Genomic DNA, 25,157 nt, shown 5'->3' with positions numbered 1-25,157 from the left:
CTCACCGATGAATAGTGTATTTGGCTCAGTGTTTTGGTTACTCGTCACGCTAGGCGTGCTGGTGACCTTTCACGAATTTGGACACTACTGGGTAGCACGGCGTTGCGGCGTCAAGGTGCTGCGTTTTTCCGTGGGCTTCGGCAAGGCGATCTGGAAGCGCATCGGCAAGGACGGCACCGAGTACCAGGTTGCCATGATCCCCCTGGGCGGCTACGTGAAGATGCTGGACGCCCGCGAAGGCGAGGTCGATCCCGCCCTCGCCGGCCAGGAATTCACCGCCAAGCCGGTATGGCAGCGCATTGCGATTGTCGCCGCCGGCCCCGCCTTCAATCTCATCTTCACCCTGTTTGCGTTCTGGCTGATGTTCCTGGTGGGCAAGCCGGACGTTGCGCCGGTCGTCGACGCTGCGCCCAAGAGCATGGCCGCCGACGCCGGTGTGCGCACCGGTGACCGCATCCTGAGTGTGGGTGGCCACGTGGTGGCCACCTGGAGCGACTCCATGGATGTCGTCGCCAACGCCATGCTCGGCCGCGATCCGCTGCCCATGGAAGTTCGCGGCACCGACGGCAGCACGCGCAACCTCACGTTGCCGCTGAACCAGCTGCCGGCCGGTCAGGACATCGGGCAATACCTGGACCAGCTCGGCCTCAAGCTGGCTCCTTCGCCAGCTCTCGTTGGCATCGTGCTTCCGGGTAAGCCTGCCTCGGTGGGCGGCATGCAGGGCGGCGACCGCGTCACCAGCCTCAACGGCACCGCCGTGGACAGCTACGAGCAATTCCAGCGACTGGTGCCGGAGCAGGCGGCCAAGTCGCCGACCCTGGCCATCGTGGTGGAGCGCAACGGCAAGACCATTCCGCTGTCCGTCACGGCCCGCATGGAGTCGCTGGAAGGTCAGCCGACCAACTGGGTGATCGGCGTGCAGTTCGCCCAGCGCGAACCGGCCGTACTTCGCTATGGCCCGCTGAAGGCCGTCGGTGCGTCGCTGGAAACCACCTGGAACAGCGCCGCCTCCACCTTCAACATGATCGGCAAGATGCTGACCGGACAGGCATCCACCAAGAACCTTTCCGGCGTCATCGGCATCGCCCAGGTGGCCAACGCCTCGGCGAGCATGGGGATCGGCTGGTTCTTCAGCTTCCTGGCCATGGTGTCGCTAAGTCTTGCGATCCTCAACCTGATGCCGATACCGGTCTTGGACGGTGGTTGGCTGCTGTATTACCTTATTGAGTTGGTCAAAGGCAGTCCCGTCAGCGAACGTGCGATGATGGCAGGTCAGTATGTCGGCCTGGTCATGTTGTTCACGTTAATGGGATTGGCTTTCTACAACGACATCCATCGCTTCCTGCCCTCGTGACGCGCACCGGCTTTGCCGAAAGTCGCGCGACGTCCGACGGACAGCCGTATCTGCAGCGTGCGCGATCACGCGCTTGCTACGGAAACATGGCGGTGGTTTACCCGGTGCATCTGGGGAAGATGCAAGCACCCTTTCAAGGCTGGGCTTGTCCTGGCTTCACGTATTGATCGGGGCGGCCCTAAAAAGCCGTCCTATCGGAATAAACCAACGGAATCGACGATGAAGCGTATCGCCGCCCTGATCCTGCTTGCCTCACTGTCCGCCAATGTCCTCGCTTTCGAGCCCTTCGTCGTTTCCGATATCCGCATCGATGGCCTCAGCCGCATTTCCGCTGGCACGGTACTCAACTACCTGCCGGTCAACCGCGGCGACCGCCTGACCAACGATGGCGCCCAGCGCGCCATCCGTGCGCTTTATCAGACCAAGTTCTTCAGCGATGTCGAAATCGATCGCGAAGGCGACATCATGGTCATCAAGGTGGTCGAGCGTCCCTCGATCGCCAAGCTCACCCTGCGCGGCAACAAGGACATCAAAGAAGAGGATCTGCGCAAGGGCCTGAAGGAAATCGGCCTGTCCGAAGGTGAGACCTTCGACCGCCTGTCGCTCGATCGCGTGCAGCAGGAACTGGTTCGCCAGTACTACAACCGCGGCAAGTACAACGTGTCGGTCGATCCGCACGTGACCAACCTCGATCGCAACCGCGTGGCCGTCGACATTGAAATTCGCGAAGGCAAGGTCGCGAAGATCAAGGAAATCAACATCGTCGGCAACAAGGCGTTCACCGACAAGGAAATCCGCAAGGGTTTCGAGTCGAGCACGTCCAACATGCTGTCGTGGTATTCGAAGGACGACCAGTACTCGCGCGAAAAGCTTTCCGGCGACCTGGAAAAGCTGCAGTCCTACTACATGGACCGCGGCTACGCCGACTTTGGCGTCGACTCCACGCAGGTGACGATTGCGCCGGACAAGCGCTCGATGTACATCGCCGCCAGCGTCAAGGAAGGCGATATCTACACCATCTCCGACGTGCATCTGCTTGGTGAGCTGGTCCTCCCCGAGGACTCGCTGCATCAGCTGGTGTATGTGCACAAGGGCGACACCTTCAATCGCAAGGCGATCGAAGCGAGCACCAACGCGATCAAGACCATCCTGGCCAGCATCGGTTATGCGTTCGCCAAGGTGACGCCGGTGCCGAAGCTGGACAAGGACAAGCGTACCGTCGACCTCACGCTCTACATCGAGCCGGGCAAGCGCGTGTACGTGCGCCGCGTGATCTTCCAGGGCAACACCCGCACGGAAGACGACGTGATGCGCCGCGAAATGCGCCAGCTGGAAGGCAGCTGGTTCTCGCAACCGGCGATCGACCGCTCCAAGATCCGCCTGCAGCGCCTGGGCTATTTCAAGACGGTCAACATCGACAAGGCGCTGGTGCCGGGCACCGAAGACCAGGTCGACCTGACCGTGAAGGTGGAAGAACAGTCCGCCGGCAGCCTGATGTTCGGCGTGGGCTATTCGCAGTACTCGGGCATCATCCTGTCCGCGTCGGTGTCGCAGAACAACTTCATGGGCACCGGTGACAGCTTCACCGTGGGCGCATCGCGCAGCGACTACTCCACCAGCATCAACGCCAGCTACTTCAACCCCTACCTCACCGATAGCGGCGTGGGTATCGGCTATAACGCCGGTTACACCAAGAGCAACTACGGCGACACCAACAGCGACTTCGTCAACTACGAAAGTTCGATGAAGTCGTTCTCCAGCTTCCTGAGCTTCCCGATTTCCGAAACGGACAACATCCGCGCGGGTCTGGGCCTCAGCAGCAACAAGATCAACCTCAGCTACCAGTACCTGACCGTCGACGAGAACGGCAACACCGTCACGCAGACGGCCAACTACTCGCCGCAGGTGCTGATCGACTACCAGAACGCGCTGGGCCACCAGACCATCCACACCTGGGATGCCACGCTGGGCTGGAACCACGACACGCGCAACGGTTACTGGGCGCCGACCCGCGGCGGCTTGATCTCGCTGTCGACCGATATCGCACTGCCCGGCTCCACCGTGCAGTACTACAAGATCATGGGTGAGGCGAACCATTACTGGCCGATCGGCAAGGGCTTCGTGCTCTACGTGGACGGCCAGGTCGGTTACGGCAAGACCTACGGCCAGACCTTCGACAACGATGGCGGCACCACCTACACGGCCGGCGAGAAGATCACCTTCCCGTTCTGGGAGAACTTCTACTCCGGCGGTGTGCGCGACGTTCGTGGCTTCCAGGACAACACGCTGGGTCCGCGCGTCTGCGTGGGCACCGTGACCGATCCGGCCACGGGCAAGCAGGTGCCGATCACCCCGCTGCCGAACGGCACCTGCCAAGGCAGTGTGTACAGCTACGCACAGCCGCTGGGTGGCGCGTTCAAGGTGCTGGGCACGGCCGAGCTGTACCTGCCGCTGCCGTTCCTCAAGGACATCAACACGGCCCGCGTGTCGTGGTTCGTGGACGTCGGCAACGCCTACCAGGATTACCAGAGCTTCACGGCCAAGACGCTGCGCGTCTCCACGGGTCTCTCGCTGCACTGGCAGGCGCCGATCGGCCCGCTGATCATCAACTTCGCCGTGCCGCTGCGCACCCAGGCGGATGATGGTCACTACGAGGAGCGCATCCAGTTCACCTTCGGCAGCCAGTTCTGATCGGCTGACCGGCTCAAGGTTGAAACAGCAGAAGGCGCGGCCATGCCGCGCCTTCTTTTTTGTGGCCACCATCGCTGATGCGACGACTGCGTCGCGCCGGGCACTTTTGATGCCCCCGGCGGGGAGCCCTACAATGGCCCGATTGCAGGGAGCTGACATGAGCGTTTTTCAAACCACCGTATCCGAGCTGGCCGAGCGTTTTGGCCTGGTGTGTCACGGCGACGGCTCCCGCGTCATCGACGGCGTGGGCACCCTTGCCGGCGCCGGCCCGAGCCAGCTGAGCTTCCTCTCCAACAGCAAATACGCCTCGCAACTGACGGCTACCCGCGCCGGCGTGGTGGTGATGCGCGAAGAGAACGTGGCCGACAGCCCGGTGATCGCCCTGGTGGCGCGTGATCCCTATGTGGCCTACGCCAAGATCGCCGCCCTGTTCGAACGCCTGCCCGCCTCGCCGCAGGGCATCCATCCCACGGCCGTGGTCGCGCCCACCGCTCGCGTGGCGCCGACCGCCAGCATCGGTCCGGGCTGCGTGATCGAGGACGGCGCCGTGGTGGAAGACGGGGCGATACTCGGCCCGCATTGCATCGTCGGCCCCGAGTGCACCGTAGGCGCCCAATGTCGCCTGGTCGCCCGCGTGACCCTGGTGATCCGCGTCACCCTGGGCAAGCGCGTGCTGGTCCATCCGGGCGCGGTGATCGGTTCGGACGGCTTCGGCCTCGCCTTCGACCGCGACCACTGGATCAAGCTGCCGCAACTGGGCGGCGTGCGCATCGGCGACGACTGCGAAATCGGCGCCAACACCACCATCGACCGCGGTGCGCTGGACGACACCGTGCTCGAGGAAGACGTGCGCCTGGACAACCAGATCCAGATCGCCCACAACGTTTACATTGGCGCGCACACGGCTTTGGCTGGCTGCGCCGCCGTGGCCGGCAGCGCCAAGATCGGCCGTTACTGCATGATCGGCGGCAATGCGGGCGTGCTTGGCCATCTGGAAGTCGCCGACCGGGTTACCATTACCGCCAAGAGCCTGGTCACGCACTCCATACGCGAGCCCGGTGAATACTCCTCGGGCGTCCCACTGCAGGAAAACCGCCAATGGCGGCGCAACGCAGCCCGATTCAAGCATCTCGATGAATACGTGCGCCGCCTTTCGGCGCTGGAGAAGGACAGCAACAATGAGTGACCTGACCGTGCCCTTCCACCTTCCCGTGAACGTGGAACAAATCCAGCAGCTGCTGCCGCACCGCTATCCGTTCCTGCTGGTCGACCGCGTGATCGAGCTGGTGCCCGACAAGAGCGCCGTGGCGATCAAGAACGTGACGATCAACGAGCCGTTCTTCCAGGGCCATTTCCCGGGCCACCCGGTGATGCCGGGCGTGCTCATCGTGGAAGCCATGGCCCAGGCTGCCGGCCTGCTCACGCAGATCTCCAGCCGCCTCAAGGGCACCACGGGCAGCCCGCTGTTCTACCTGGCCAAGGTGGACAACGCGCGCTTCAACGCGCCGGTGGTACCGGGCGATCAGCTGCGCCTTGAGGTCGAACTCAAGCGCCTGCTGCGCAGCATGGGCTTGTTCGAGGCACGCACCATCGTCAACGGCAAGGAAGTGGCGAGCTGCGAACTGATGTGCGCCGCGAGGTCCGACAAATGATCCATGCCACCGCGCAGATCGATCCTTCCGCCGTCATTGGCAATGACGTGAGCATCGGCGCGTACAGCGTGATCGGCGCTGACGTGCATGTCGGCGAAGGCACGGTGATCGGTCCGCACGTGGTGATCGAAGGTCCCACGCGCATCGGACGCGAGAATCAGATCAGCCAGTTCGCCTCCCTGGGTGGCGCGCCGCAGGACAAGAAGTTCAAGGGCGAGCCGACCGAGCTGATCATCGGCGATCGCAACCTGATCCGCGAGTTCGTCACCATCAACCGCGGCACCAGCGACGGCGGCGGCGCCACGCGCATCGGCAATGACAACTGGATTCTTGCCTACGTCCACATCGCCCACGATTGCCAGATCGGCAACAACACGGTGTTCTCCAACTACTCCGCCCTCGCCGGCCACGTGGAAGTGGGCGACTGGGTGGTGATGGCCGGCTTCTCCGGCGCCCACCAGTTCTGCAAGATCGGCGCGCACGCGTTCATCGGCATGGGCTGCCTGCTGGGCTCGGACGTGCCGCCATTCGTGATGATGGCCAACGAACAACGTGGACGTCCGCGCGGCATCAACAGCGAAGGCCTCAAGCGTCGCGGTTTCGACACCACGCGCATCTCCGCCATCAAGCGCGCCTACCGCACGCTGTACATGGCCGGCCTGACGCTGGCCGACGCGCGCGAGCAGCTGAGCACGCAGGCCAACGACAGCGATGACGTGCGCGCCATGCTGGAGTTCCTTGATCGCAGCGAGCGTTCGTTGGCGCGTTGATCTGGGCTTCGCCCATATCAACCCAACGGACACGGCTCTGGCCTTGAGGGTTTGGGGACATGCTTGAAAACCAGGTGACCCGACGCGCTCCCACCATCGCCATCATCGCCGGCGAAGACTCCGGCGATCAGCTGGGCGCCGACCTGGTCGCCGCGCTGCGCCGCCGCTACCCGGAGGCGCGCTTCGTCGGCATCGGTGGCGCGCGCATGCAGGCCACCGGCTTCGACTCCTGGTACGACATCAAGGAGCTCTCGCTGTTTGGCTTCGCCGAGGTCGTCTCGCATCTGCCCAGGCTGCTGAAGCTGCGCAAGGAACTGGTGGCGCGCATCATCGCCGCACGACCCGATGTGGTGGTCGGCATCGATGCGCCCGACTTCAACCTCGGTGTCGAAAAGCGCCTGCGCGAAGCCGGCATCCGCACCGTGCACTACGTCAGCCCTTCGGTCTGGGCATGGCGCGAAAAGCGCACGGAAAAAATCGGACGCAGCGCGAATCGCGTGCTATGCCTGTTCCCGATGGAACCGGCGATCTATGCACGTCACGGCGTCGATGCGCGCTTCGTCGGCCATCCCCTGGCGGACCGTTTCGCGCTGGTCTCCGATCGCATAGGAGCCCGCGATTTTCTCGGTATTCCGCTCAGCGTTCCGGTGCTCGCCGTGCTGCCGGGCAGCCGCGGTTCCGAGATCAAACAACTTGGCAGCGCCTTCATCGAAGCGGCGCGCAAGGTCGCCGCGCAGATGCCGGGCCTGCGCATCATCGTGCCGGCCGCGAACGAACGCGTGCATGCCAGCCTGAAGCAAATCATCGGCCATGCCGACGACGAAAGCGCGCCGCAGCTGATCGACGGCCATGCGCACGAAGCGATGCTCGCCGCCGACGTGGTGATGCTCGCCTCCGGCACGGCCACGCTGGAGGCGATGCTGGCCAAGCGTCCGATGGTGGTGGGCTACCGGGTCTCGCCGGTGAGCTACCGCATTGCGCGCGCACTGAACATGCTCAAGACGGACGTCTATTCGCTGCCCAATATCCTGGCTCGCGCCAATGGCATGGGCGAGGACGTGATACTGGTGCCCGAATTGATGCAGGACGATTTCACCGCTGACAAGCTGGCCGACGCCACGCTGGCGCTGTTCCAGGACAGCGAGCGCCGTGGCGCCATTGTCGCCGCGTTCGAGCAATTGCATCTTGCCCTGCGCGGCGATCTGCAAGGCCACGCCGGCGACCTGGCGGCCGACGCGGTCGCCGAGCTGATCGAGGCGCATCGTGCCTGAAGCAAAGGCCAGGACACGTCGTGTAGCGCCAGACGCCGATGCCGTCGTGCGCTTTATCGCCGGTGTCGACGAAGCCGGCCGCGGACCGCTGGCAGGTCCGGTGGCGGTGGCGGCGGTGATCCTGGATCCCTCCAGGCCCCGCATCCGCGGCCTGGACGATTCCAAGAAACTCACGCATGCCAAACGCGAAGCGCTGTACGAGAAAATCGTCGAGCGCGCGCTGAGCTATAGCATCGTGATGGTGATGTCCGACGAGATCGACCGCATCAACATCTTCCAGGCCACCATGACGGGCATGAGCCGCGCGCTGGCGGGGCTTACGCCGAGCGCTCACGAAGCCTGGATCGACGGCAATGCACTACCGCGCGACCTGCCCTGCGCAGGACGCGCCATCATCGGCGGCGACGCGCTGGAGCCTGCCATCAGTGCAGCATCCATCCTCGCCAAGGTCACCCGCGACCGCTGGATGGTGGAACTCGATCGCCAGCATCCCGGCTATGGCTTCGCCGAGCACAAGGGTTACGGTACGCCGGCCCATCTGGCCGCGCTGCAGCGGCTGGGACCGTGCCCGCATCATCGACGCAGCTTCGCGCCGGTAAAGATCCTGGTGGATCAGGGCGTGCTGTTCTAGAACGATCCAAAGGGGAATGGACGTCCAACTCACTCCTTGTGAGTCGCGTCTGGTGATGCATCGATGAGGCCAAATAGCGGCTGTACATGCATGTCCATTGACCCACGTCATCGGCTCGCAATAGCGCTACGCTAGGCTCGAAACATGGAGCAGCGGCCCGCACGCGACAGCCATGGCGAGGCAACCTTTTTTGCCGCCGCTGCATCCGAATGGATAAGGAAGCCAAAGCCACCGCCTGCTCCCTCACCCGCTGAACGTTCCACGCGGTGCGGTGTCTCCTGTATGCAGGGATGCAGGCCCATGCGGTCTCCCCAGCCGCATGGCACTCAAGCTCCAAGCGCGCATTCGACCGCAGGAGTTGTGTCATGAGCACCACCCGCCGCCCCAACGAGCCTGACATCAGCCCCAACCTCACGCCCCACTCGCAACTCACGCTTGAAGAGATGAATGCGATCGCCGAGGCCGAATACCGTCACGTCGACTACGACCGCCATCCGCTGAGGGTGGACGGACTGGAGCACTACCTCGACCGTTACGACGCCAGCGAACGCTTTCACATCTGGTGATGCCGTCAAGGTAGGCGACGATGGAGCGCCATCGTCGCCCTGGAATGGGAAATCAGTCGCGCGCCCGCAGCAAGCTATGGCGATAGCCGTAGCCGACATAGATCAGCATGCCGAGCGCCGTCCAGCCGGCCAGCAGCATCCAGTTGCCGGCATTCATCTGCGCGAGCAGGAACAGGCAGACCGCCACGCCCAGCGGGCATACCACCGCGGCGGCAGGCACGCGGAAACCGCGCGGCAAGTCAGGACGCGTGCGACGCAGGACCAGCACGCCGACGCATACCGTGGCAAAGGCCAGCAGCGTACCCATCGAGAGCAGGTCGCCGAGCAGGCTCAGCGGGAACACCGCCGCCAGCACGCCGCCGACCAGGCCGACCAGCACGGTCGTGCGATGCGGCGTCTGGAAGCGCTCGTGCACGGCGCCGAACATGCGCGGCAACAAGCCATCGCCGGCCATGCTGTAGAGAATGCGCGCCAGGCCCAGGTGCATCACCAGGATCACCGAGGTCAGGCCGGCCACCGCGCCAACCTGCGTGAGCAGCTTGAGCCAGGCCAGCTGTGGATGTGCCGCCAGCGCCGTCGCCACCGGCTCGGCGGTGGCGAGCTGGGCAAACGGTACCAGTCCCGTCAGTACCGCCGCCACGATGATGTAGAGCACCGTGCACACGGCCAGCGAGATCAGGATGCCGGCGGGCACGTTCTGCTGCGGATTGCGCGTCTCTTGCGCCGCCGTCGCCACCGCGTCGAAGCCGATGTACGCGTAGAACACGCTGGTCGCTGCGCGGAACACGCCGCTCCAGCCGTAATGGTCGCCGCCCTGGTTGGCCGGCACATAGGGGTGCCACAGCGAGGTGTCGATGTATTGCAGGCCAAACACCACGAACAGGATCACCACCAGCACCTTGACCACCACCACCACACTGGCGAACAAGGTCGATTGCCGCGTTCCCGTGTAGAGCAAGGCCGTGATGGCGGTTACCACCAGCAGCGCCGGCAGGTTGATCCAGGCACCGGTCACCACGAAGTGACCGTCGTGAAAAGCCAGTGGCGCATTGGCCAGCACGCTGGGGACATCGATGCCCATGCTGTGCATCAGGCCCACGCCGTAACCAGACCAGCCCACCGCCACCGACGACACCGCCAGCAGGTATTCGGCCACCACGTTCCAGCCGATGAACCAGGCCAGCAACTCGCCGAAGGTGGCGTACGCATAGACATAGGCACTGCCGGAGACCGGCAGCATGGCGGCGAACTCCGCGTAGCTCAGCGCGGCCAGTGCGGCGGCGAGTCCCGCCAGTACAAACGAAAGGGTCAAGGCCGGACCGGCATGCTCAGCCGCTGCCTGCCCGGTGATCACGAAGATGCCTGCGCCGATCACCGCACCCACGCCCAGCACGATCAGATCCTTGAGGCCCAGCGTACGCCGCAGGTTGTCGCTGGCGGTCAGCGATGCCTCGATGGGTTTGGCGGTGAACAGCGATCGGATCAGTGACATCAGTGTTTCCCCGGCGAGCACCAGGCCGCCGTGCAGATGGATAAAGCGTTCGACCATGCCAGTCCCGGCCACTCCCTGCAACCGCCATAGGTCCGGCTGCGCGGCGCCATGGCTCCGGCCCGGGCCTCGGCTATGCTTCGCCCATCCAGGGGGAGATGCGATGCGACACTCGATCCGAACGACGCTGGCCGTGCTGGCGTTTGCCGTTGCGACCCTGGTCCAGGCCCGACCCGGACCCGGCGATATTCCGCCCGACTATCTCGGCCACGATCGCGACGGGCACGACGTCCTGGTGTCGGGCATGCGCGGCAAAGTCGTGATCGTTTCCTTCTGGGCCTCCTGGTGCGCCTACTGCCGCAAAGAGCTGCCCGTGCTGGCCGTGCTGCAAAAGCTCAAGGGCGCCGACGAGCTCAAGGTGATCGGCGTCAATCACGCCGACGAGTACGACAAGTTCAAGGACTTGCGCCGCCGCTGGCAGAACCTCGACGTGGTCCTGACCTACGATGCCCCCGACAACCGCATCGGCAAGCCGTACGCCATCAACGGCCTGCCCTTCATGGTCATGATCGGGCGCGACGGTCGTATTGCCCACATCTACACCGGCTACGGCGAAGATTTGTTGGACACCATCATGGCGCAAGTGGACGAATTGCTCGCCCAACCCGCGCCGGACGCGACGAAGGCAGCGGTCGCAGGCCCGGCTTCTTCCTGATCCCATGGGGAAAAGTCGTAGGGGCGGCAATGTCAATCTTGCCCCTCCCCTGCCGCACCGTTAGGCTGAACATCCATCTCGCGCGTGCGCCATGTCCGTTCGCTTCGCTCACCTCCACCTGCACAGCGAATACTCGCTGGTCGACTCGACTGTCCGCATCAAGGGACTGGTCGAAGCCTGTGTGCGTCTGGGTATCCCAGCCGTCGCGCTGACCGACGACAGCAACATGTTCGCGCTGGTGAAGTTCTACAAGGCCTGCAGCGCCGCCGGCATCAAGCCGATCGGTGGCTGCGACCTGTGGGTGAGCGCGCCGGACGATCCGCGCCCCTGGCGTCTGACGGTCGTCTGCCAGGACCGCGAGGGTTATCTCAACCTGTCCCGTCTGGTGTCGCGCGCGTGGCGCGACGGCCAGCACAGCGGTCGTGCGCTGGTGGACGCCAGCTGGCTGACTGAGGATGCGACGCGTGGCTTGATCGCCCTGCTCGGCCGAGAAAGCGAAGCCGGACGCATCGCTGTGAATCAGGGCGTGACCAACGCGGCCGCGCGCCTGCGACCGTTCGCCCAGCAAATGGCCGATCGCCTGTATCTGGAGCTGACCCGTACCGGTCGCGACGGCGAGGAAAACTGGAACGCCGCCGCCCTGGCCCTGGCCAGCGAGCTCGACCTGCCGGTGATCGCCAGCAACGACGTGCGCTTCCTCAAGGCGGACAACTTCGAATCGCACGAAGCGCGCGTCTGCATCAACCAGGGTCGCGTGCTGGCCGATCCCAAGCGCCCGCGCGACTACAGCAACCAGCAGTATCTGAAGTCGCCGGAAGAAATGGAGGCGCTGTTCGCCGACCTTCCCGAGGCACTGGAAAACACTATCGAGCTGGCCAAGCGCTGCTCGCTGGAACTGGATTTCGGCACGTACTACCTGCCTGATTTCCCGGTGCCGGAAGGCCACGACCTGGCCAGCTATATCCGCGAAATTTCGCGCGAGGGTCTGCGCGAGCGACTCGAATTCGCCGGCGTCGCGCCGGGCCGCACGCGCGAGGAATACGAAACGCGACTGGAACGCGAGCTGGACGTCATCATCAAGATGGGCTTCCCCGGCTACTTCCTTATCGTGGCGGACTTCATCAACTGGGGTAAGCAGAACGGCATTCCCGTCGGACCGGGCCGCGGTTCGGGCGCGGGTTCGCTGGTGGCGTGGGTGCTCAAGATCACCGACCTGGATCCGATCCAGTTCGACCTGCTGTTCGAGCGATTCCTCAATCCCGAACGCGTGTCGATGCCCGACTTCGACATCGACTTCTGCATGGATCGCCGCGATGAGGTGATCGACTATGTCGCGCGCAAATACGGCCGCGACCACGTCAGCCAGATCATCACCTACGGCTCGATGGCGGCGAAGGCCGTGCTGCGCGACTCCGGCCGCGTGCTCGGCATGGGTTACAACGCGGTCGACCGCATCGCCAAATTGATTCCCGCGCGCCCGCTCGACCTCACCTTGCAGTGCGCGCTCGGTCGTTCGGAAAAAGCCAAGAAAGAACCCGATCGCATCGTCAAGGAGTTCTGCGAACTCTACGAGCAGGACGAAGAAGCGCGCACGCTGATCGACCTGGCGCTGAGCCTGGAAAGCCTCACCCGCAACGTCGGCAAGCACGCCGGCGGCGTGGTGATCGGTCCCAAGCCGCTCACCGAATTCGCACCGCTGTACTGCGAACCGGGCGGCGCGGGTGTGGTGACGCAGTACGACAAGGACGACGTGGAAGCGGTCGGCCTGGTGAAGTTCGACTTCCTCGGCCTGCGCACGCTGACCATCATCGACTGGGCGGTGAAGGCGATCAATCTGCGCCGCGAGACTTGTGGCGAAGAGCCGTTGGATATCGCCGCGCTGCCGCTGACCGACGCACCCACCTACGACCTGCTGAAAAAAGCGCAGACGGTGGCGGTGTTCCAGCTCGAATCCTCCGGCATGCAGCGCATGCTCAAGGACGCCAAGCCCGACCGCTTCGAAGACATCATCGCGCTGGTGGCCTTGTATCGCCCCGGCCCGATGGATCTGATCCCCAGCTTCGTAGCGCGCAAGCATGGCCGCGAGGATGTGATCTATCCCGACCCGCGCGTCGAACCGATCCTGAAAGAGACCTACGGCATCATGGTCTATCAGGAGCAGGTGATGCAGATGGCGCAGATCGTGGGCGGTTATTCGCTCGGCGGCGCCGACCTGCTGCGCCGCGCGATGGGCAAGAAGAAACTCGAGGAAATGGCGAAGGAGCGCGCCAAGTTCCGCGAAGGCGCCGCCAAGGACGGACTCACCGGCGACAAGGCCGACGCCATCTTCGACTTGATGGAAAAGTTCGCCGGCTACGGCTTCAACAAGTCGCACGCTGCGGCATACGCGCTGGTCTCCTATCAGACCGCGTGGCTGAAGGCGCACTACCCGGCCGAGTTCATGGCCGCGACGATTTCGTCGGACATGGACAACACCGACAAGGCCGTCACCTTCATCGACGAGTCCAAGGCGATCGGCCTGAAGGTGCTGCCGCCGGACGTCAACGCGTCCGAATTCATGTTCGTGGCAGTGGAAGCGGACGGCTCATCGTCGACCGGTCGCCAGGGCGCGCGCACCATCCGCTATGGCCTGGGCGCGATCAAGGGCGTCGGCCAGGGCGCGTGCGAAGCGATCGCGGACGAACGCAAGCGCAACGGCCCGTACAAGGACCTGCCCGACTTCTGCCGTCGCGTGGATTCGACCAAGCTCAATCGACGCGTGCTCGAAGCGCTGATTCTTTCCGGCTCGCTCGACGCACTCGCCGAAAACCGCGCCAGCCTGATGGCGCAGCTGCCGAACGCGATGAAAGTGGCCGAGCAGCATCTGCGCGATCGACAGAGCGGCCAGAACGATATGTTCGGCGCGATGATGGGCAGCGTTGCCCCGGTCGTGCAGGTCGATCTCCCTACCGTGCCCGAGTGGCCGCTGGAACAACTGCTGCAGGGCGAGCGCGACACGCTAGGCCATTACCTGTCCGGTCATCCCACCGACCCGTGGAAGGACGAGCTGGCGCAACTATCCACTTGTCCGCTGGGCGAGATCGGCGATCGCTACCAGCCGCCCAAGCCGCGCAAGAACGACGACGGCGACAACAACCGTTTCCGCCGGGGCCCGGATACACCGTGGACCGTGGCCGGCATGGTCACGGCCATCCGCAAACGCGGCGATAGCGACGCCTTCGTGCGGCTGGAAGACGGCACCGGGATCATCGAGGTGAGCTTCTTTGGCGAGCTCTACCAGCAGGTGGCGCCGTTGCTGACGCGCGACGAAATGCTGGTGGTGGAAGGCGGCCTGCGCATCGACGATTTCTCTGGCGGCGGCTTCGCTTTACGCGCCCGCAGCGCCTACACCCTCGGCGACGGCTGCCGCCGCTACGCGCGCCTGCTGCGTTTAAAACTGAACGGGGTCAATCCGGGTTTTATCGAGGACCTGCGGCGGACGTTGGCTGGGTACCGGGGTGGGCGCGCTAGCGTGATTCTTTACGGGTATCACAACGATACGGCGCAGGCGGACCTGGAGTTGGGGGAGGAGTGGCGGGTGGATGCTATTCCGGAGTTGTTGCGGGCGATTCGGGCGGTGCCTGGGGTGGAGGCGGCGAAGTTGAGGATTGTGAAGACGGATGATCGGCCGCGGGGGGATTGATTGACCGGTCGGCGCGTCCTTTCCTAGTCGTCATCCCGGCGTACGCCGGGATCCAGTAGCGACACGGCTCAGTTGTCGCGTATCGCCAGCGTGCCGCCTACGCGGCGGGCGTTTCGATCGGCTGCCGCCGACCGAGTCACTTTTCTTTTGCTGGCCCAAAAGAAAAGTAACCCAAAGAAAATGGCCTGATAACGCCCGCAGCATCGTGCTGGGATAAGCCCGAGCGCTTGAGGTGCGTCGTTGTGGGACAACCTCCGAGGGTACACAGCGGGTAGTTCCAAGCGCTGCGCAACGCGCCCGAATCGCTGAGGACTTAAAGCGGAGGCTCGCTTCGCATTGCCCCTGGTTTGCTGGTTTTCGCGATGTACATCACTTCTCCCTCTCCCCAGCGGGGAGAGGGCTGGGGTGAGGGGCCAATCTAGCCTCACCGCCCCATCTGAGCGGCCCTTCACCAATTCCTAACCCCATACGCCCCCGTTCCCGCGAAATTCCGCGGACCGGTATACTTGCGCGCTTCCGTGTCATGAACTGCACCGAATGAATCCCAACTTCCTCGATTTCGAACAACCCATCGCCGAGCTGGACGCGAAGATTGAAGAGCTTCGTCATGCCAGTCACGGGCAGGCGTTCAACATCGACGAAGAAGTCGCACGCCTGCGCGAGAAGCTGAAGCTCAAGACCAACGAGATCTTCCGCAACCTCACGCCCTGGCAGGTGACTCAGCTGTCGCGCCATCCGGGTCGTCCTTACACGCTCGATTACATCAGCGTGATGTGCGACGAGTTCCATGAGCTGGCCGGCGACCGCGCCTACTCCGACGACGCCGCCATCGTGGGCGGCCTGGGCCGCATCAACGGCCGCTCGGTGATGATCATTGGCCACCAGAAGGCGCGCGATACCAAGGGCAAGGTGCGCCGCAACTTCGGCATGCCGCGCCCCGAGGGTTACCGCAAGGCGCTGCGCCTGATGAAGATGGCCGAGCGTTTCGGCCTGCCCCTGATCACCCTGATCGACACCCCGGGAGCCTATCCCGGCGTGGGCGCCGAAGAGCGCGGCCAGTCCGAAGCCATCGCCCGCAACCTGCTGGAAATGGCCGACCTCAAGACCCCGATCATCTGCACCGTGATCGGTGAAGGCGGCTCGGGCGGCGCGCTGGCCATCGGCGTGGGCGACCGCACGATCATGCTGCAGTACTCCACGTACTCGGTGATTTCGCCGGAAGGCTGCGCGTCCATCCTGTGGAAGAGCGCCGAGAAGGCACGCGACGCGGCCGAAGCCCTGGGCCTCACCGCACCGCGCCTGCTCGAGCTGGGCCTGGTCGACAAGGTCGTGCGCGAACCGCTGGGCGGCGCGCATCGCAACCCGCACTCGATGGCTGTGCGCCTGAAGGCCGTGCTGCTCAACCAGCTCGACGAGCTGGAAGCGCTGCCGGTCAAGGATCTGATGGATCTGCGCTACAAGCGTCTGCGCGGGTACGGCGCGTTCGTCGAATAACAAGCATCTCCCTGTTCACGATGGGCCTGCATGGCAGGCCCGTTCGCGCACAGGGTGCGCTCCTACAAGGACATACCATCGTCGCGCCAGCGCGCTACCATCCGTGCCAACGCTGCCCGGAATCGCGTCCATGGCCAACGAACACACCAGCAAGCTGGCTGTCCTGATCGACGCCGACAACGCGCAACCGACGATTGCCGAGCCGTTGCTCGCTGAAGTTGCCAAGTACGGCACCGCGCACGTCAAGCGTGCGTACGGTGATTGGACGTCCAATCACCTCAAGAGCTGGAAAGAGCAACTACTCACCCAGTCGATCCAGCCGATCCAGCAGTTCGGCTATACCAGCGGCAAGAACGCCACCGACTCGGCGATGATCATCGATGCGATGGACTTGCTCTATTCGGGGCGCTTCGATGGATTCTGCATCGTCTCCAGCGACAGCGACTTCACCCGCCTGGCCGCGCGCATCCGCGAATCGGGACTGATCGTTTACGGTTTCGGCGAACGCAAGACGCCCGATCCGTTCGTGGCTGCCTGCGACAAGTTCATCTACACCGACATCATCGTCGGCAAACCCGATGAAGAGCAGCCGCTCAAGCCGCGCACGGCCGCCCAGCTCAAGCAGGATTCCAGCCTTGTGAATCTGCTGCGCAATGCCTTGGAAGCAGCCTCGGACGACGACGGCTGGGCCGCCCTCGGCGGCGTGGGTTCCATCATCACCAAGCAGCGCCCGAACTTCGACGCCCGCAGCTATGGCTACAACAAGCTGAGCGAATTGATTGCCGCCACCACGCTGTTCGAACTGGATCGCCGCAGCCCCGGCGAAGGACGCCCCAAGGTGATCTACGTGCGCAACAAGGGCAAGAAGACGGCAGCTCGTGAATAAGCTGGTCGACACGCTGCGTCATGCCTTGCAGCAGCAACCGCAAGGACAACTGTGCGTTGCGTACAGCGGCGGCCCCGATTCCACCGCGTTGCTGCATGCGCTGGCCCAATTGCCGGAAGCAAACGCGCGTGAGCTGCGCGCCCTGCATATCGACCACGGCTTGCATGCGGACAGCGCGACATGGGCCGAACGCTGCAAACAGATGGCGCGCGAGTGGGGTGTGCCCTGCCTGGTGTTGCGCGTCCACGTCGATCATGCACGCGGCTATGGCCTGGAGGCGGCAGCGCGCGATGCGCGTTATCGCGCGTTCGCCGCCTCGCTGCAAAAAGGCGAACGACTGTTGCTGGCGCACCATCGTGATGATCAAGCTGAAACGGTCCTGCTGAAGTTGCTCCGTGGCGCCGGCCCGGAAGGACTTGGCGGCATGCGCGCCACGCGTCGTCTTGGCGAAGGCCTGCTGTGGCGTCCGCTGCTGGACACGTCGCGCGACGAACTGCGTCGCTACGTGGCGCAGCACGAACTGCCCTGCATCGACGATCCGTCGAACCATGATGCTCGCCTCTCGCGCAATTTTCTTCGCCACGAGATCCTGCCGCGCCTCACTCAGCATTGGCCGCAAGCGGTGGATTCCATCGTGCACAGCGCCAGCCTCCACCGTGCCGCCACCGAAACGCTGGAGCGGCAGTGGCGCAGCGAGCAGGCACGCTTGCTGGACACCACCAACGGCAGCCTCGACGCCCACGGCTGGCTCGCGCTTTCGCCCGCGCTGCGTCATCCACTGCTGGACGACTGGCTGCACGCGCGCGGACTCACCGCGCCCACCACGGCCCAGCGCGAGCAGATCGAACGCCAGTGCGGCGCCCGCGACGGCCAGCTGCCCTGCATCCGCTGGCCAGGCGCCGAGGTGCATGTGTGGCGTGGACGCCTGTGGGCGCTGCCGCCGCAGCCGGTGATCGATCCGCAATGGAGTGCCCACTGGCACGGCGAGCCGCTGGCCCTGCCCGATGGCGGCAGCCTGCGGCTTGATCCGCCCGGTCAGCTGGACGCGTCAATCAGCATCCGCCTGCGCCGTGGTGGCGAGCAGCTGCGTCCGGCGGGCGATGCGCACACCCGCGAACTGCGCGACCTGTTCCAGCATGGCGGCATGCCGCCATGGCGTCGGCTGGCCTGCCCCATGCTTTACGCAGGAGACGAGCTGATCGGGGTGGGCGACCGCTGGCTGAGCGCCCATGGCGTAGCCGTGTTCGGCGAGGCGCGGCCCCTATGGCAACCGGCCTACTGAGCGTTGTTGCGATTGATTCCGCACCGCCCCTGCGCTAGCTTTGCGGGCCATGGCCAAGTCAGCATCCGTCCCCGTCGCCCCCGCCGCCGATTTCGAACACTCGCTGGACGAACTCGAGCAGTTGGTTGCGCGTATGGAGGGCGGTGAATTGAGCCTGGACGAATCCCTGTCCTCCTTCGAACGTGGCATCGGCCTCTATCGCCATTGCCAGCAGGCATTGGAAAATGCCGAGTTGCGCGTACGGATGCTGCTCGACCCCGATGCCCCAGACACAGCCGAACCTTTTGAACCCGAGCTCTGAGAGCTCCGAGCTTGGCGCCCAGCTCAAGTCGCTGATCGCCCGCGCCGAAGAGGCGCTCGTCCGTTCCCTCCCGCCGGAAGACACCGCCCCCATCGAGTTGCATCGGGCGATGCGTTACGCCGTGCTCGGCGGCGGCAAGCGACTGCGCCCGCTGCTGGTCTATGCGGCCGGCCACGCGTTCGGCGAATCGGGTTCGCGCCTGGACGCTCCCGCAGTGGCGGTCGAACTGATCCACGCCTATTCGCTGGTGCATGACGACCTGCCGGCGATGGACGACGACGCCATGCGTCGCGGCCGTCCCACCTGCCACATCGTGTTTGGCGAGGCGATGGCCATCCTGGCCGGCGATGCGCTGCAGGCCCTGGCATTCGAGCTGCTGGCCCATGACGTGGACCTTGGCGTGTCGCCCGCGCGCTGCGTGGAGATGCTGCGCGTGCTTGGCCGCGCCTGCGGTGCCGACGGGATGGCCGGCGGCCAGGCACTCGACCTGGCTGCGGTGGGACGCAAGCTCACGCTCACGGAACTGGAGTTCATGCACGCCTGCAAGACCGGCGCGCTGATTCGTGCCGCCGTGCGCCTGGGCGGCCTGGCTGCCGGGGCCTCGGACGACGATCTCCTGGCGCTCGATCGCTACGGCCATGCCGTGGGCCTGGCCTTCCAGGTGCGCGACGACATCCTGGACGTGGAAGGTGAATCGGCCGTGCTCGGCAAGACCGCAGGCAAGGACGCGGCTGCCGACAAGCCGACCTTCCCTTCGATCATCGGCATGGAGGCGTCGCGCGAACATCTGGCACGCCTCACCCAGGATGCGCTCGACGCGATCGCCCCGTTCGGCGAACGCGCCGGCCTGCTGGAAGAACTCGCCCGCTACGCCGCTGCGCGCCTGCGCTGAGCATCCGCTCCACAGCGCGCTGCCGGCAACGGGTCAACAGTCGCCACGCTCGAACGTTCCTGCGTGTTGGATCCCCGACTGCGCGAACCCGATGCCATTACCCCGCTTCATTCGCAGCCGCTGGCTCGGCACCATGCTCATGCTGGTGGCCGGCGCCGCCATCGCGGCGCAGTCCAACGATTTTTCCGGCGCCTGGCGCCTGGATGATCGCAACAGCGATAGCGCGGATGGCCTGACCAACGCGATGCGCGTGGAAGCGCGCAAGGAGCTCGCGGCGCGCCAGCAGTCCTCAGCGCCCGCCTCGTCGTCATCCAGTGCGTCGCCTGCGGGCACGCATGGCGGCGGTCGCCACGGTGGTGGTGGCATGGGCGGGGGCGGGATGGGTGGGGGCGGGATGGGCGGTGGCGGCCACGGTGGCGGCATGGGCGGCGGCGGTCACGGCCACGGTGGCGGCGGTGGCGGCGGTGGCGACAGCAAGACCGCGCCAGCGACCGACAAAGACCCTATCGCGACGGCCACCTACCCGATGCCGCCGATGCTGCAGGCCGACTCAGTGCTGCTGGTGCAGCAAGACGCCAAAACCTTCCAGGTGCACCTGAGCAACGGCGATCAGCTCACCGGCAAGCTGGACGGCGTGGCCCGTCAGTCGCTCAACGGCAACGCGATGGTGCGCGGCCAGGTCATGAGTGGCCAGCTGGTGGTGAATATCCGCTACGCCGATGGCACCCAGCTCGACCAGACCTGGGCCATGTCGGACGACGGCAAGCAGATGGTGGTGACCGGCGCCTGGAAGGTGCCCACGCTGGAGCAGCCGGTCGGCTTCAAACGCACCTACGTGGGCTTGCACTGAAACGAAAAAGGCGACCCGATGGTCGCCTTTTTCTTGCAGGCTCAGCTGATCAGCCGCAAGGTGAACGGGTAGCGATAACGCACGCCCTCATTCGCCCGGATGGCGGCAATGATGGTGAACACCAGCCACGCCACGCCGACCACGATGCCCACCGGGACGGCAATCAGCACGCCAAGGCCCAGGGTGATCAAGGTGAGCACGAACAGCGCAAAAAACACGATGGCCACGGTGATATTGAAGTTGAGCGCCTCTTTGCCCTGATCATTGACGAAGGGCATGGTGTCCTTCTTCACCAGCCAGATGATCAGCGGCCCGAGGAAGCATCCCCAGCCAAACCAATGGCCGGTGATGATGAGGCCGAGCAGTGCAGACAGATGGGCGAACATCGCCCACTGGCGCTCCTGGACGCTGGGAACATCGGACGGCGGCACGGCAGAGCCGCTCGACGGGGGCGGTACGACGGACTCGGGCGGAACGCTCATGCGTACATCTCCTGGGTCGTAAAGGCCTGATTGTTCAGTCAGCTGCTGCTGACGGCCTCATCCTAGCAAGTGTCCGCCCGTATTACCGGTGTAGCTAGTCACTCTCCCGCGATAGTCATCTGCTCCAGCAGAATCGAGCCCGTCAGCAGGTGCGAGCGATGATCCACGTCGGCGCCCACCGCCACGATATTGGCGTACATGTCGCGCAGGTTCGCGGCAATGGTGATCTCTTCCACCGGATAGGCGATCTCACCGTTTTCCACCCAGAAGCCGGCCGCACCACGCGAATAATCGCCGGTGATGGTGGACACGCCCTGCCCCATCACCTCGGTGACCACCAGGCCGGTGCCCATGCGCTTGAGCATGCCGGCGAAATCGTCCTGCCCGGGCTGCACGATCATGTTGTGGATGCCGCCGGCATTGCCGGTGGATTCCAGGCCCAGCTTGCGCGCCGAATAGCTGCCGAGCACGTAGCGCGCGAGCACGCCGTTCTCGATCAGCGAACTGTCGCGCGTAGCCACGCCTTCCGCGTCGAACGAGCCCGAGCCCTGCCCACGCATCACGAACGGACGCTCCACGATATTCATCCAGGACGGCATCACCTGCTTGCCGGCATGGTCCAGCAGAAAGCTGGCACGGCGGTACAACGCGCCGCCGCTGACGGCGCCAATCAGGTGACCGATCAGGCCGCGTGCCACTTCCGGCGTGAACAACACCGGACTCTGGCGCGTGGACAGCGAGCGAGCGCCCATGCGTGCCAGCGTGCGCTGCGCGGCCTTGTCGCCAAGCGCCTGGGCGCTGATGAAATCCTCGGCCGAGCGCACGCTGTCGTACCAATAGTCGCGCTGCATGCCGTCGTCGTCGCCGGCAATCAGCGCCACGGACAGCGAGTGGCGGGTGCCTCGCTCGCGGCCGACAAAACCATGCGAATTGGCGTAGACGGCCAGGCTTTCGCCCATCTGCACGCTGGCGCCGTCGGAGTTGGTGATGCCCGCGTGGGCGCGGCCGGCGTCCTCGATCTGCTTGCCGAGCTCGATCGCCTGGTCGGTCTCGATGCGCCACGGGTGCCACAGGTCCAGGTCGGGGAACTGGGTGGCCATGCGGGACGCGTCGGCGAGGCCCGCGGCCGGATCTTCCTCGGTGTAGCGGGCGATCGCGCAGGCCTGCTCCAGCGTGGCCTGGATGGAATCGGGGTTGAGGTCGGCCGTGCTGGCCGAGCCCTTGCGCTGGCCGAAGTACACGGTGAGCCCGAAACCGCGGTCGCGCGTGTGTTCGACCGTTTCCACCTCGCCCAGGCGCACGTTCACGTTCAGGCCCGTGTCGATGCTGGCTGCCACCTCGGCCTGGCTGGCGCCGGCGGCGCGGGCCCGGCGAATCACGTCCTCGGCCAGTTGGGCCAGACGGTCGAGTTCGTCGTTGCTGCGGTCCTGGGTGGGGCTGAGCTGGGTCACTCGTCGATTCCTACGGGCAAGCGGGGAACGGGTAGAATACGCGGTCCTAGCCGCGCACCTCCGAAAGTGGGGGTCGCGCACCCGAAAGCAACGGAGCGTCGCGGAGAACGCCATGTCACTGACAGCCGGCATCTACCGTCACTACAAAGGCCAGCGTTACCGCGTCCTGGGCACGGCCCGGCACAGCGAAACGATGGAAGAGGTAGTGGTCTACCAGGCGCTCTATGGCGATTACGGCCTGTGGGTGCGTCCCGCCGCCATGTTCTGCGAAACCGTGGAGCTGGAGGGCGAGCCGATTTCCCGCTTCGCGCTGGAACAGGCCGAACCGGACCTGCTCGACGGCGTCATCGCTGCCCCCTGAGCGTTTGCTCCATCTGTTGGAATACCCCAGTGAATCGCACTTACACCGACAATCCGGACCACGATTACGGCCCGACCCGCACGCAGCAACGCAAGGACGCGCTGGCCGTGCTGGCCTTGGCCGTCCAACTGCTCGAGCTGCCGCCGAGCAAGCTGGCCAAGCTGGAGCTGCCGGAAGATGTGGAGCGCGAGATCGCCAACACGCGCCGCATCACCGCGCACATCGCGCGCAAGCGACAGCTGGCATTTCTGGCCAAGGTGATGCGCCGTCACGACGCCAGCGTGTTTGAAGGCGTCAGGGCCGCACTCGGCGAAAACCGCGATCGCCAACGGCAGGAAACAGCCGCCATGCACCGCCTGGAAGCCACCCGCGATCGCCTGCTGAGCGATCCGGACAACGCCATGAGCGAGGTGATCGCGCAGTATCCGAATGTCGACCGCCAGCACCTGCGTTCGCTGGTGCGCCAGGCCAAGATCGAAAAAGACGGCAATAAGCCGCCGCGGGCGTATCGCGAGATCTATCAATTGCTGAAGGATCTGGCGGGAGGCAGCCGCACGGACGAGGCCGTCGACGAAAACGAAGACGACGCGCCGGAAGAAAACGAGGATTGAGGCCAGCGTGAGTCGCGCACAGCGTGCGCTCCCACAGGATCGAAGTCACCTTGTGGGAGCGCACCCTGTGCGCGACTCAAACCGCCTCAATCTTCAATGGCACTGAACCGCCCGCACGTATCCCGTGGCGACACAAAACAATCGTGCACCTCGCACAACGCACTCGCCCCGATACTCGCGCCATAGGCCGAGCCGAACGACGTCAAACCCGGCACACGCTGCTCCGTCTCGCGCGGATCATCGCAACGATGGCGACAGTGCGCGCAACACGCCGCGAGTGTCGCTACCGCGCTCATCCGCCCAGTCCGTTCCAATAGTTCGCAAACACGTGCACCGACAGCACGTAGCCGATGATCACGTTCACCACCACGCCCGCGGTAAACGCCGCCAGCGGACGCCATCCAGTGGCCGTCAGCGAACGCAGTCGCGTGGTGAGTCCGATGCTCAAGAAGCAGAGCGTGAAAGCCCAGGTACGCAGCGTGCTGATCGGCGCGACCAGATCCGGCGTGACCACCTTGCGATAGTCGACCAGCGAATAGTGGCTGGCGATCCACGTGACCAGGGCTGAGGCGATGACGAAACCAAAGACGAACTTCGGAAAGCGCGCCCAGATCTCTCGCACATCGGCCTTCGCCTGCACGCCATCCTCAGAAGTGTTCCAGCGCGTCGTAGCGATCCACGCCAGCACGAAGGCCCAGATGCCGATCCAGATATCGCGGCCCACCACCTTCATCAGCGTGAACGCCTGCACGGCAGCATCCGGCGCACCCGCAATGGCACCGCCCGCGTTGCGCGCAGCATCGCCGTAAGCCTGTGCCGCCGCTACGCCGGCCGCATCCGCGAATTCGGACGTCCCGATCCAGGCGCCGGCTACCGGCGTCGACAATCCCAGCGCGCGCGACGCAAATGGCAACACGAAGATCATCACAATGGCCCACACCACCACCAGGGTGATGGCCACCGACGTATCTTCGCGACGTGCACGCACTGCGCCGCCGCTCGCAATCGCCGCGGAAACGCCGCATACCGCGCCACCCACACCGAGCACGGCGGCGAATCGCTTATCGAGACCCAGGGACTTGCCGACCAGAAAGATGGTGAAGAACGTGGCGAGCGACACGATGGTCGCCTGCCCCACCGCCACCGGACCTGCCCAGAACAGCAGGGTCAGCGGCAAGGTCGCACCGAGCAGCACGATGCCCACCTTGATGTAGAACTCCACGCGCAGCCCCGACTGGAACCACTCGGGCAACTTGACCGTGTTGGAAACGATCAGGCCCAGCCCCAGCGCGAGCAAAGGCGCCTCAAGGTTGTACCGCGAAGCCTGGACCCACGCAGAAGCCGTGAAGATCAGCAGCGACACCACGAACAGAATCGCAAAGGCGGGCAGAAAACGCGTCAGCGACTGCCCGAGCACGGCAAGTCCCGTGCCGAACAGCAGCGCGAACGCAGCGAACAGTGCGAGATAGTTGGGCCCATGTGCAACAAGGCCCTGCCACGCCTCGGCCAGCGTCTTCCACTTCGCCGGCGCCACCGCCAACCACTTCAAGCTGCTGCCATTGGCAAACAGCGCCCAGGCCACCACGATCACCAGCAGGCCGATCCACACCGACCACCAGTCTTCGTTGGAGAACACGCCCCACTGCGCAGGGCGCGTGGCGGCAGCCGCCTGGGCGCGGGCCTGACCCGGCAGAACTCGTGTCGCTTCGCTCATCGCACCGCCCCT

22 protein-coding genes are annotated in these 25,157 nt (G+C 64.8%); 18 read left to right on the top strand and 4 right to left on the bottom strand.

Going from position 1 to position 25,157, the window contains the following annotated elements:
• Window positions 1-7 precede the first annotated feature (7 nt).
• From rseP to AC1DE1_RS13925, 8 genes are all read left to right on the top strand, one after another.
• Window positions 8-1,354 (top strand): RIP metalloprotease RseP, encoded by a 1,347-nt coding sequence (rseP, locus tag AC1DE1_RS13960; protein ID WP_477178081.1) that lies wholly within the window; start codon window positions 8-10, stop codon window positions 1,352-1,354.
• Between the two features lie 219 nt (window positions 1,355-1,573).
• Window positions 1,574-4,045 carry an outer membrane protein assembly factor BamA gene (gene bamA / locus AC1DE1_RS13955; protein ID WP_441605251.1) on the top strand — a complete coding sequence of 824 codons (2,472 nt, stop codon included), beginning with the start codon at window positions 1,574-1,576 and terminating at the stop codon, window positions 4,043-4,045.
• Window positions 4,046-4,202: 157 nt separating this feature from the next.
• Window positions 4,203-5,231, top strand: coding sequence for a UDP-3-O-(3-hydroxymyristoyl)glucosamine N-acyltransferase (lpxD, locus tag AC1DE1_RS13950; protein WP_441605252.1), 1,029 nt, complete (start codon window positions 4,203-4,205; stop codon window positions 5,229-5,231).
• Entirely contained in the window at window positions 5,224-5,697 is a 474-nt protein-coding gene (gene fabZ / locus AC1DE1_RS13945) for a 3-hydroxyacyl-ACP dehydratase FabZ (RefSeq protein WP_046972869.1), read from the top strand. Before lpxD ends, fabZ begins: the two co-directional genes overlap by 8 nt.
• On the top strand, window positions 5,694-6,467 hold the full coding sequence (gene lpxA / locus AC1DE1_RS13940; RefSeq protein ID WP_441605253.1) for an acyl-ACP--UDP-N-acetylglucosamine O-acyltransferase: 774 nt from the start codon (window positions 5,694-5,696) through the stop codon (window positions 6,465-6,467). The genes fabZ and lpxA overlap by 4 nt, the downstream gene beginning before the upstream one ends.
• Before the next feature lie 59 nt (window positions 6,468-6,526).
• Window positions 6,527-7,738, top strand: a complete 1,212-nt coding sequence (lpxB, locus tag AC1DE1_RS13935) for a lipid-A-disaccharide synthase (protein WP_477176708.1) — start codon at window positions 6,527-6,529, stop codon at window positions 7,736-7,738.
• Window positions 7,731-8,369 carry a ribonuclease HII gene (locus AC1DE1_RS13930; protein ID WP_441605255.1) on the top strand — a complete coding sequence of 213 codons (639 nt, stop codon included), beginning with the start codon at window positions 7,731-7,733 and terminating at the stop codon, window positions 8,367-8,369. Before lpxB ends, AC1DE1_RS13930 begins: the two co-directional genes overlap by 8 nt.
• A 365-nt stretch (window positions 8,370-8,734) precedes the next feature.
• Window positions 8,735-8,935: a hypothetical protein gene (locus AC1DE1_RS13925; RefSeq protein ID WP_441605256.1), complete on the top strand. Its 201-nt coding sequence runs from the start codon at window positions 8,735-8,737 to the stop codon at window positions 8,933-8,935.
• A 52-nt stretch (window positions 8,936-8,987) separates the two neighbouring features.
• On the opposite strand, the gene AC1DE1_RS13920 is transcribed toward AC1DE1_RS13925, so the two are convergent.
• Window positions 8,988-10,427: an amino acid permease gene (locus tag AC1DE1_RS13920; RefSeq protein ID WP_477176732.1), complete on the bottom strand. Its 1,440-nt coding sequence runs from the start codon at window positions 10,425-10,427 to the stop codon at window positions 8,988-8,990.
• 160 nt (window positions 10,428-10,587) lie between these two features.
• On the opposite strand from AC1DE1_RS13920, the gene AC1DE1_RS13915 reads away from it, so the two are divergent.
• The 8 genes from AC1DE1_RS13915 to AC1DE1_RS13880 all read left to right on the top strand — a co-directional run bounded on the left by AC1DE1_RS13915 (window position 10,588) and on the right by AC1DE1_RS13880 (window position 20,526).
• The gene (locus AC1DE1_RS13915) at window positions 10,588-11,139 is read left to right on the top strand and encodes a TlpA family protein disulfide reductase (RefSeq protein ID WP_477179114.1); all 552 of its coding nucleotides are present in this window, start codon (window positions 10,588-10,590) and stop codon (window positions 11,137-11,139) included.
• A 91-nt stretch (window positions 11,140-11,230) separates the two neighbouring features.
• On the top strand, window positions 11,231-14,821 hold the full coding sequence (gene dnaE / locus AC1DE1_RS13910; RefSeq protein ID WP_477176710.1) for a DNA polymerase III subunit alpha: 3,591 nt from the start codon (window positions 11,231-11,233) through the stop codon (window positions 14,819-14,821).
• A gap of 537 nt (window positions 14,822-15,358) precedes the next feature.
• Window positions 15,359-16,315 carry an acetyl-CoA carboxylase carboxyltransferase subunit alpha gene (locus AC1DE1_RS13905; RefSeq protein WP_477176711.1) on the top strand — a complete coding sequence of 319 codons (957 nt, stop codon included), beginning with the start codon at window positions 15,359-15,361 and terminating at the stop codon, window positions 16,313-16,315.
• Window positions 16,316-16,445: 130 nt separating this feature from the next.
• Entirely contained in the window at window positions 16,446-17,201 is a 756-nt protein-coding gene (locus AC1DE1_RS13900; protein WP_477176712.1) for an NYN domain-containing protein, read from the top strand.
• A complete protein-coding gene (tilS, locus tag AC1DE1_RS13895; RefSeq protein WP_477176713.1) occupies window positions 17,194-18,483 on the top strand; it encodes a tRNA lysidine(34) synthetase TilS in 1,290 nt (429 codons plus the stop codon). The genes AC1DE1_RS13900 and tilS overlap by 8 nt, the downstream gene beginning before the upstream one ends.
• A gap of 49 nt (window positions 18,484-18,532) precedes the next feature.
• On the top strand, window positions 18,533-18,784 hold the full coding sequence (locus tag AC1DE1_RS13890) for an exodeoxyribonuclease VII small subunit (protein ID WP_354013004.1): 252 nt from the start codon (window positions 18,533-18,535) through the stop codon (window positions 18,782-18,784).
• Entirely contained in the window at window positions 18,744-19,676 is a 933-nt protein-coding gene (locus tag AC1DE1_RS13885; RefSeq protein WP_477176714.1) for a polyprenyl synthetase family protein, read from the top strand. The genes AC1DE1_RS13890 and AC1DE1_RS13885 overlap by 41 nt, the downstream gene beginning before the upstream one ends.
• 91 nt (window positions 19,677-19,767) lie before the next feature.
• Window positions 19,768-20,526 carry a hypothetical protein gene (locus tag AC1DE1_RS13880; protein ID WP_477176715.1) on the top strand — a complete coding sequence of 253 codons (759 nt, stop codon included), beginning with the start codon at window positions 19,768-19,770 and terminating at the stop codon, window positions 20,524-20,526.
• 41 nt (window positions 20,527-20,567) lie between these two features.
• Here AC1DE1_RS13880 and AC1DE1_RS13875 read toward each other — a convergent pair whose 3' ends face one another.
• Window positions 20,568-21,008, bottom strand: coding sequence for a DUF4870 domain-containing protein (locus tag AC1DE1_RS13875; RefSeq protein ID WP_477176716.1), 441 nt, complete (start codon window positions 21,006-21,008; stop codon window positions 20,568-20,570).
• Window positions 21,009-21,106: 98 nt separating this feature from the next.
• Window positions 21,107-22,459: a metalloprotease PmbA gene (gene pmbA / locus AC1DE1_RS13870; protein WP_477176717.1), complete on the bottom strand. Its 1,353-nt coding sequence runs from the start codon at window positions 22,457-22,459 to the stop codon at window positions 21,107-21,109.
• Between the two features lie 112 nt (window positions 22,460-22,571).
• Here pmbA and AC1DE1_RS13865 point away from each other — a divergent pair, with 112 nt between their 5' ends.
• Together AC1DE1_RS13865 and yjgA are read left to right on the top strand one after the other, a co-directional pair.
• Window positions 22,572-22,820 carry a DUF1653 domain-containing protein gene (locus AC1DE1_RS13865; protein WP_046972880.1) on the top strand — a complete coding sequence of 83 codons (249 nt, stop codon included), beginning with the start codon at window positions 22,572-22,574 and terminating at the stop codon, window positions 22,818-22,820.
• A 29-nt stretch (window positions 22,821-22,849) separates the two neighbouring features.
• Window positions 22,850-23,431, top strand: coding sequence for a ribosome biogenesis factor YjgA (gene yjgA, locus AC1DE1_RS13860; RefSeq protein ID WP_477176718.1), 582 nt, complete (start codon window positions 22,850-22,852; stop codon window positions 23,429-23,431).
• 292 nt (window positions 23,432-23,723) lie between these two features.
• On the opposite strand, the gene AC1DE1_RS13855 is transcribed toward yjgA, so the two are convergent.
• Window positions 23,724-25,145: a YeiH family protein gene (locus AC1DE1_RS13855; RefSeq protein WP_477176719.1), complete on the bottom strand. Its 1,422-nt coding sequence runs from the start codon at window positions 25,143-25,145 to the stop codon at window positions 23,724-23,726.
• Window positions 25,146-25,157 lie beyond the last annotated feature (12 nt).

The sequence above is a fragment of the Dyella sp. 05T440 genome (assembly GCF_056395965.1).
This window is presented reverse-complemented; position numbering and strand designations above follow the sequence as displayed.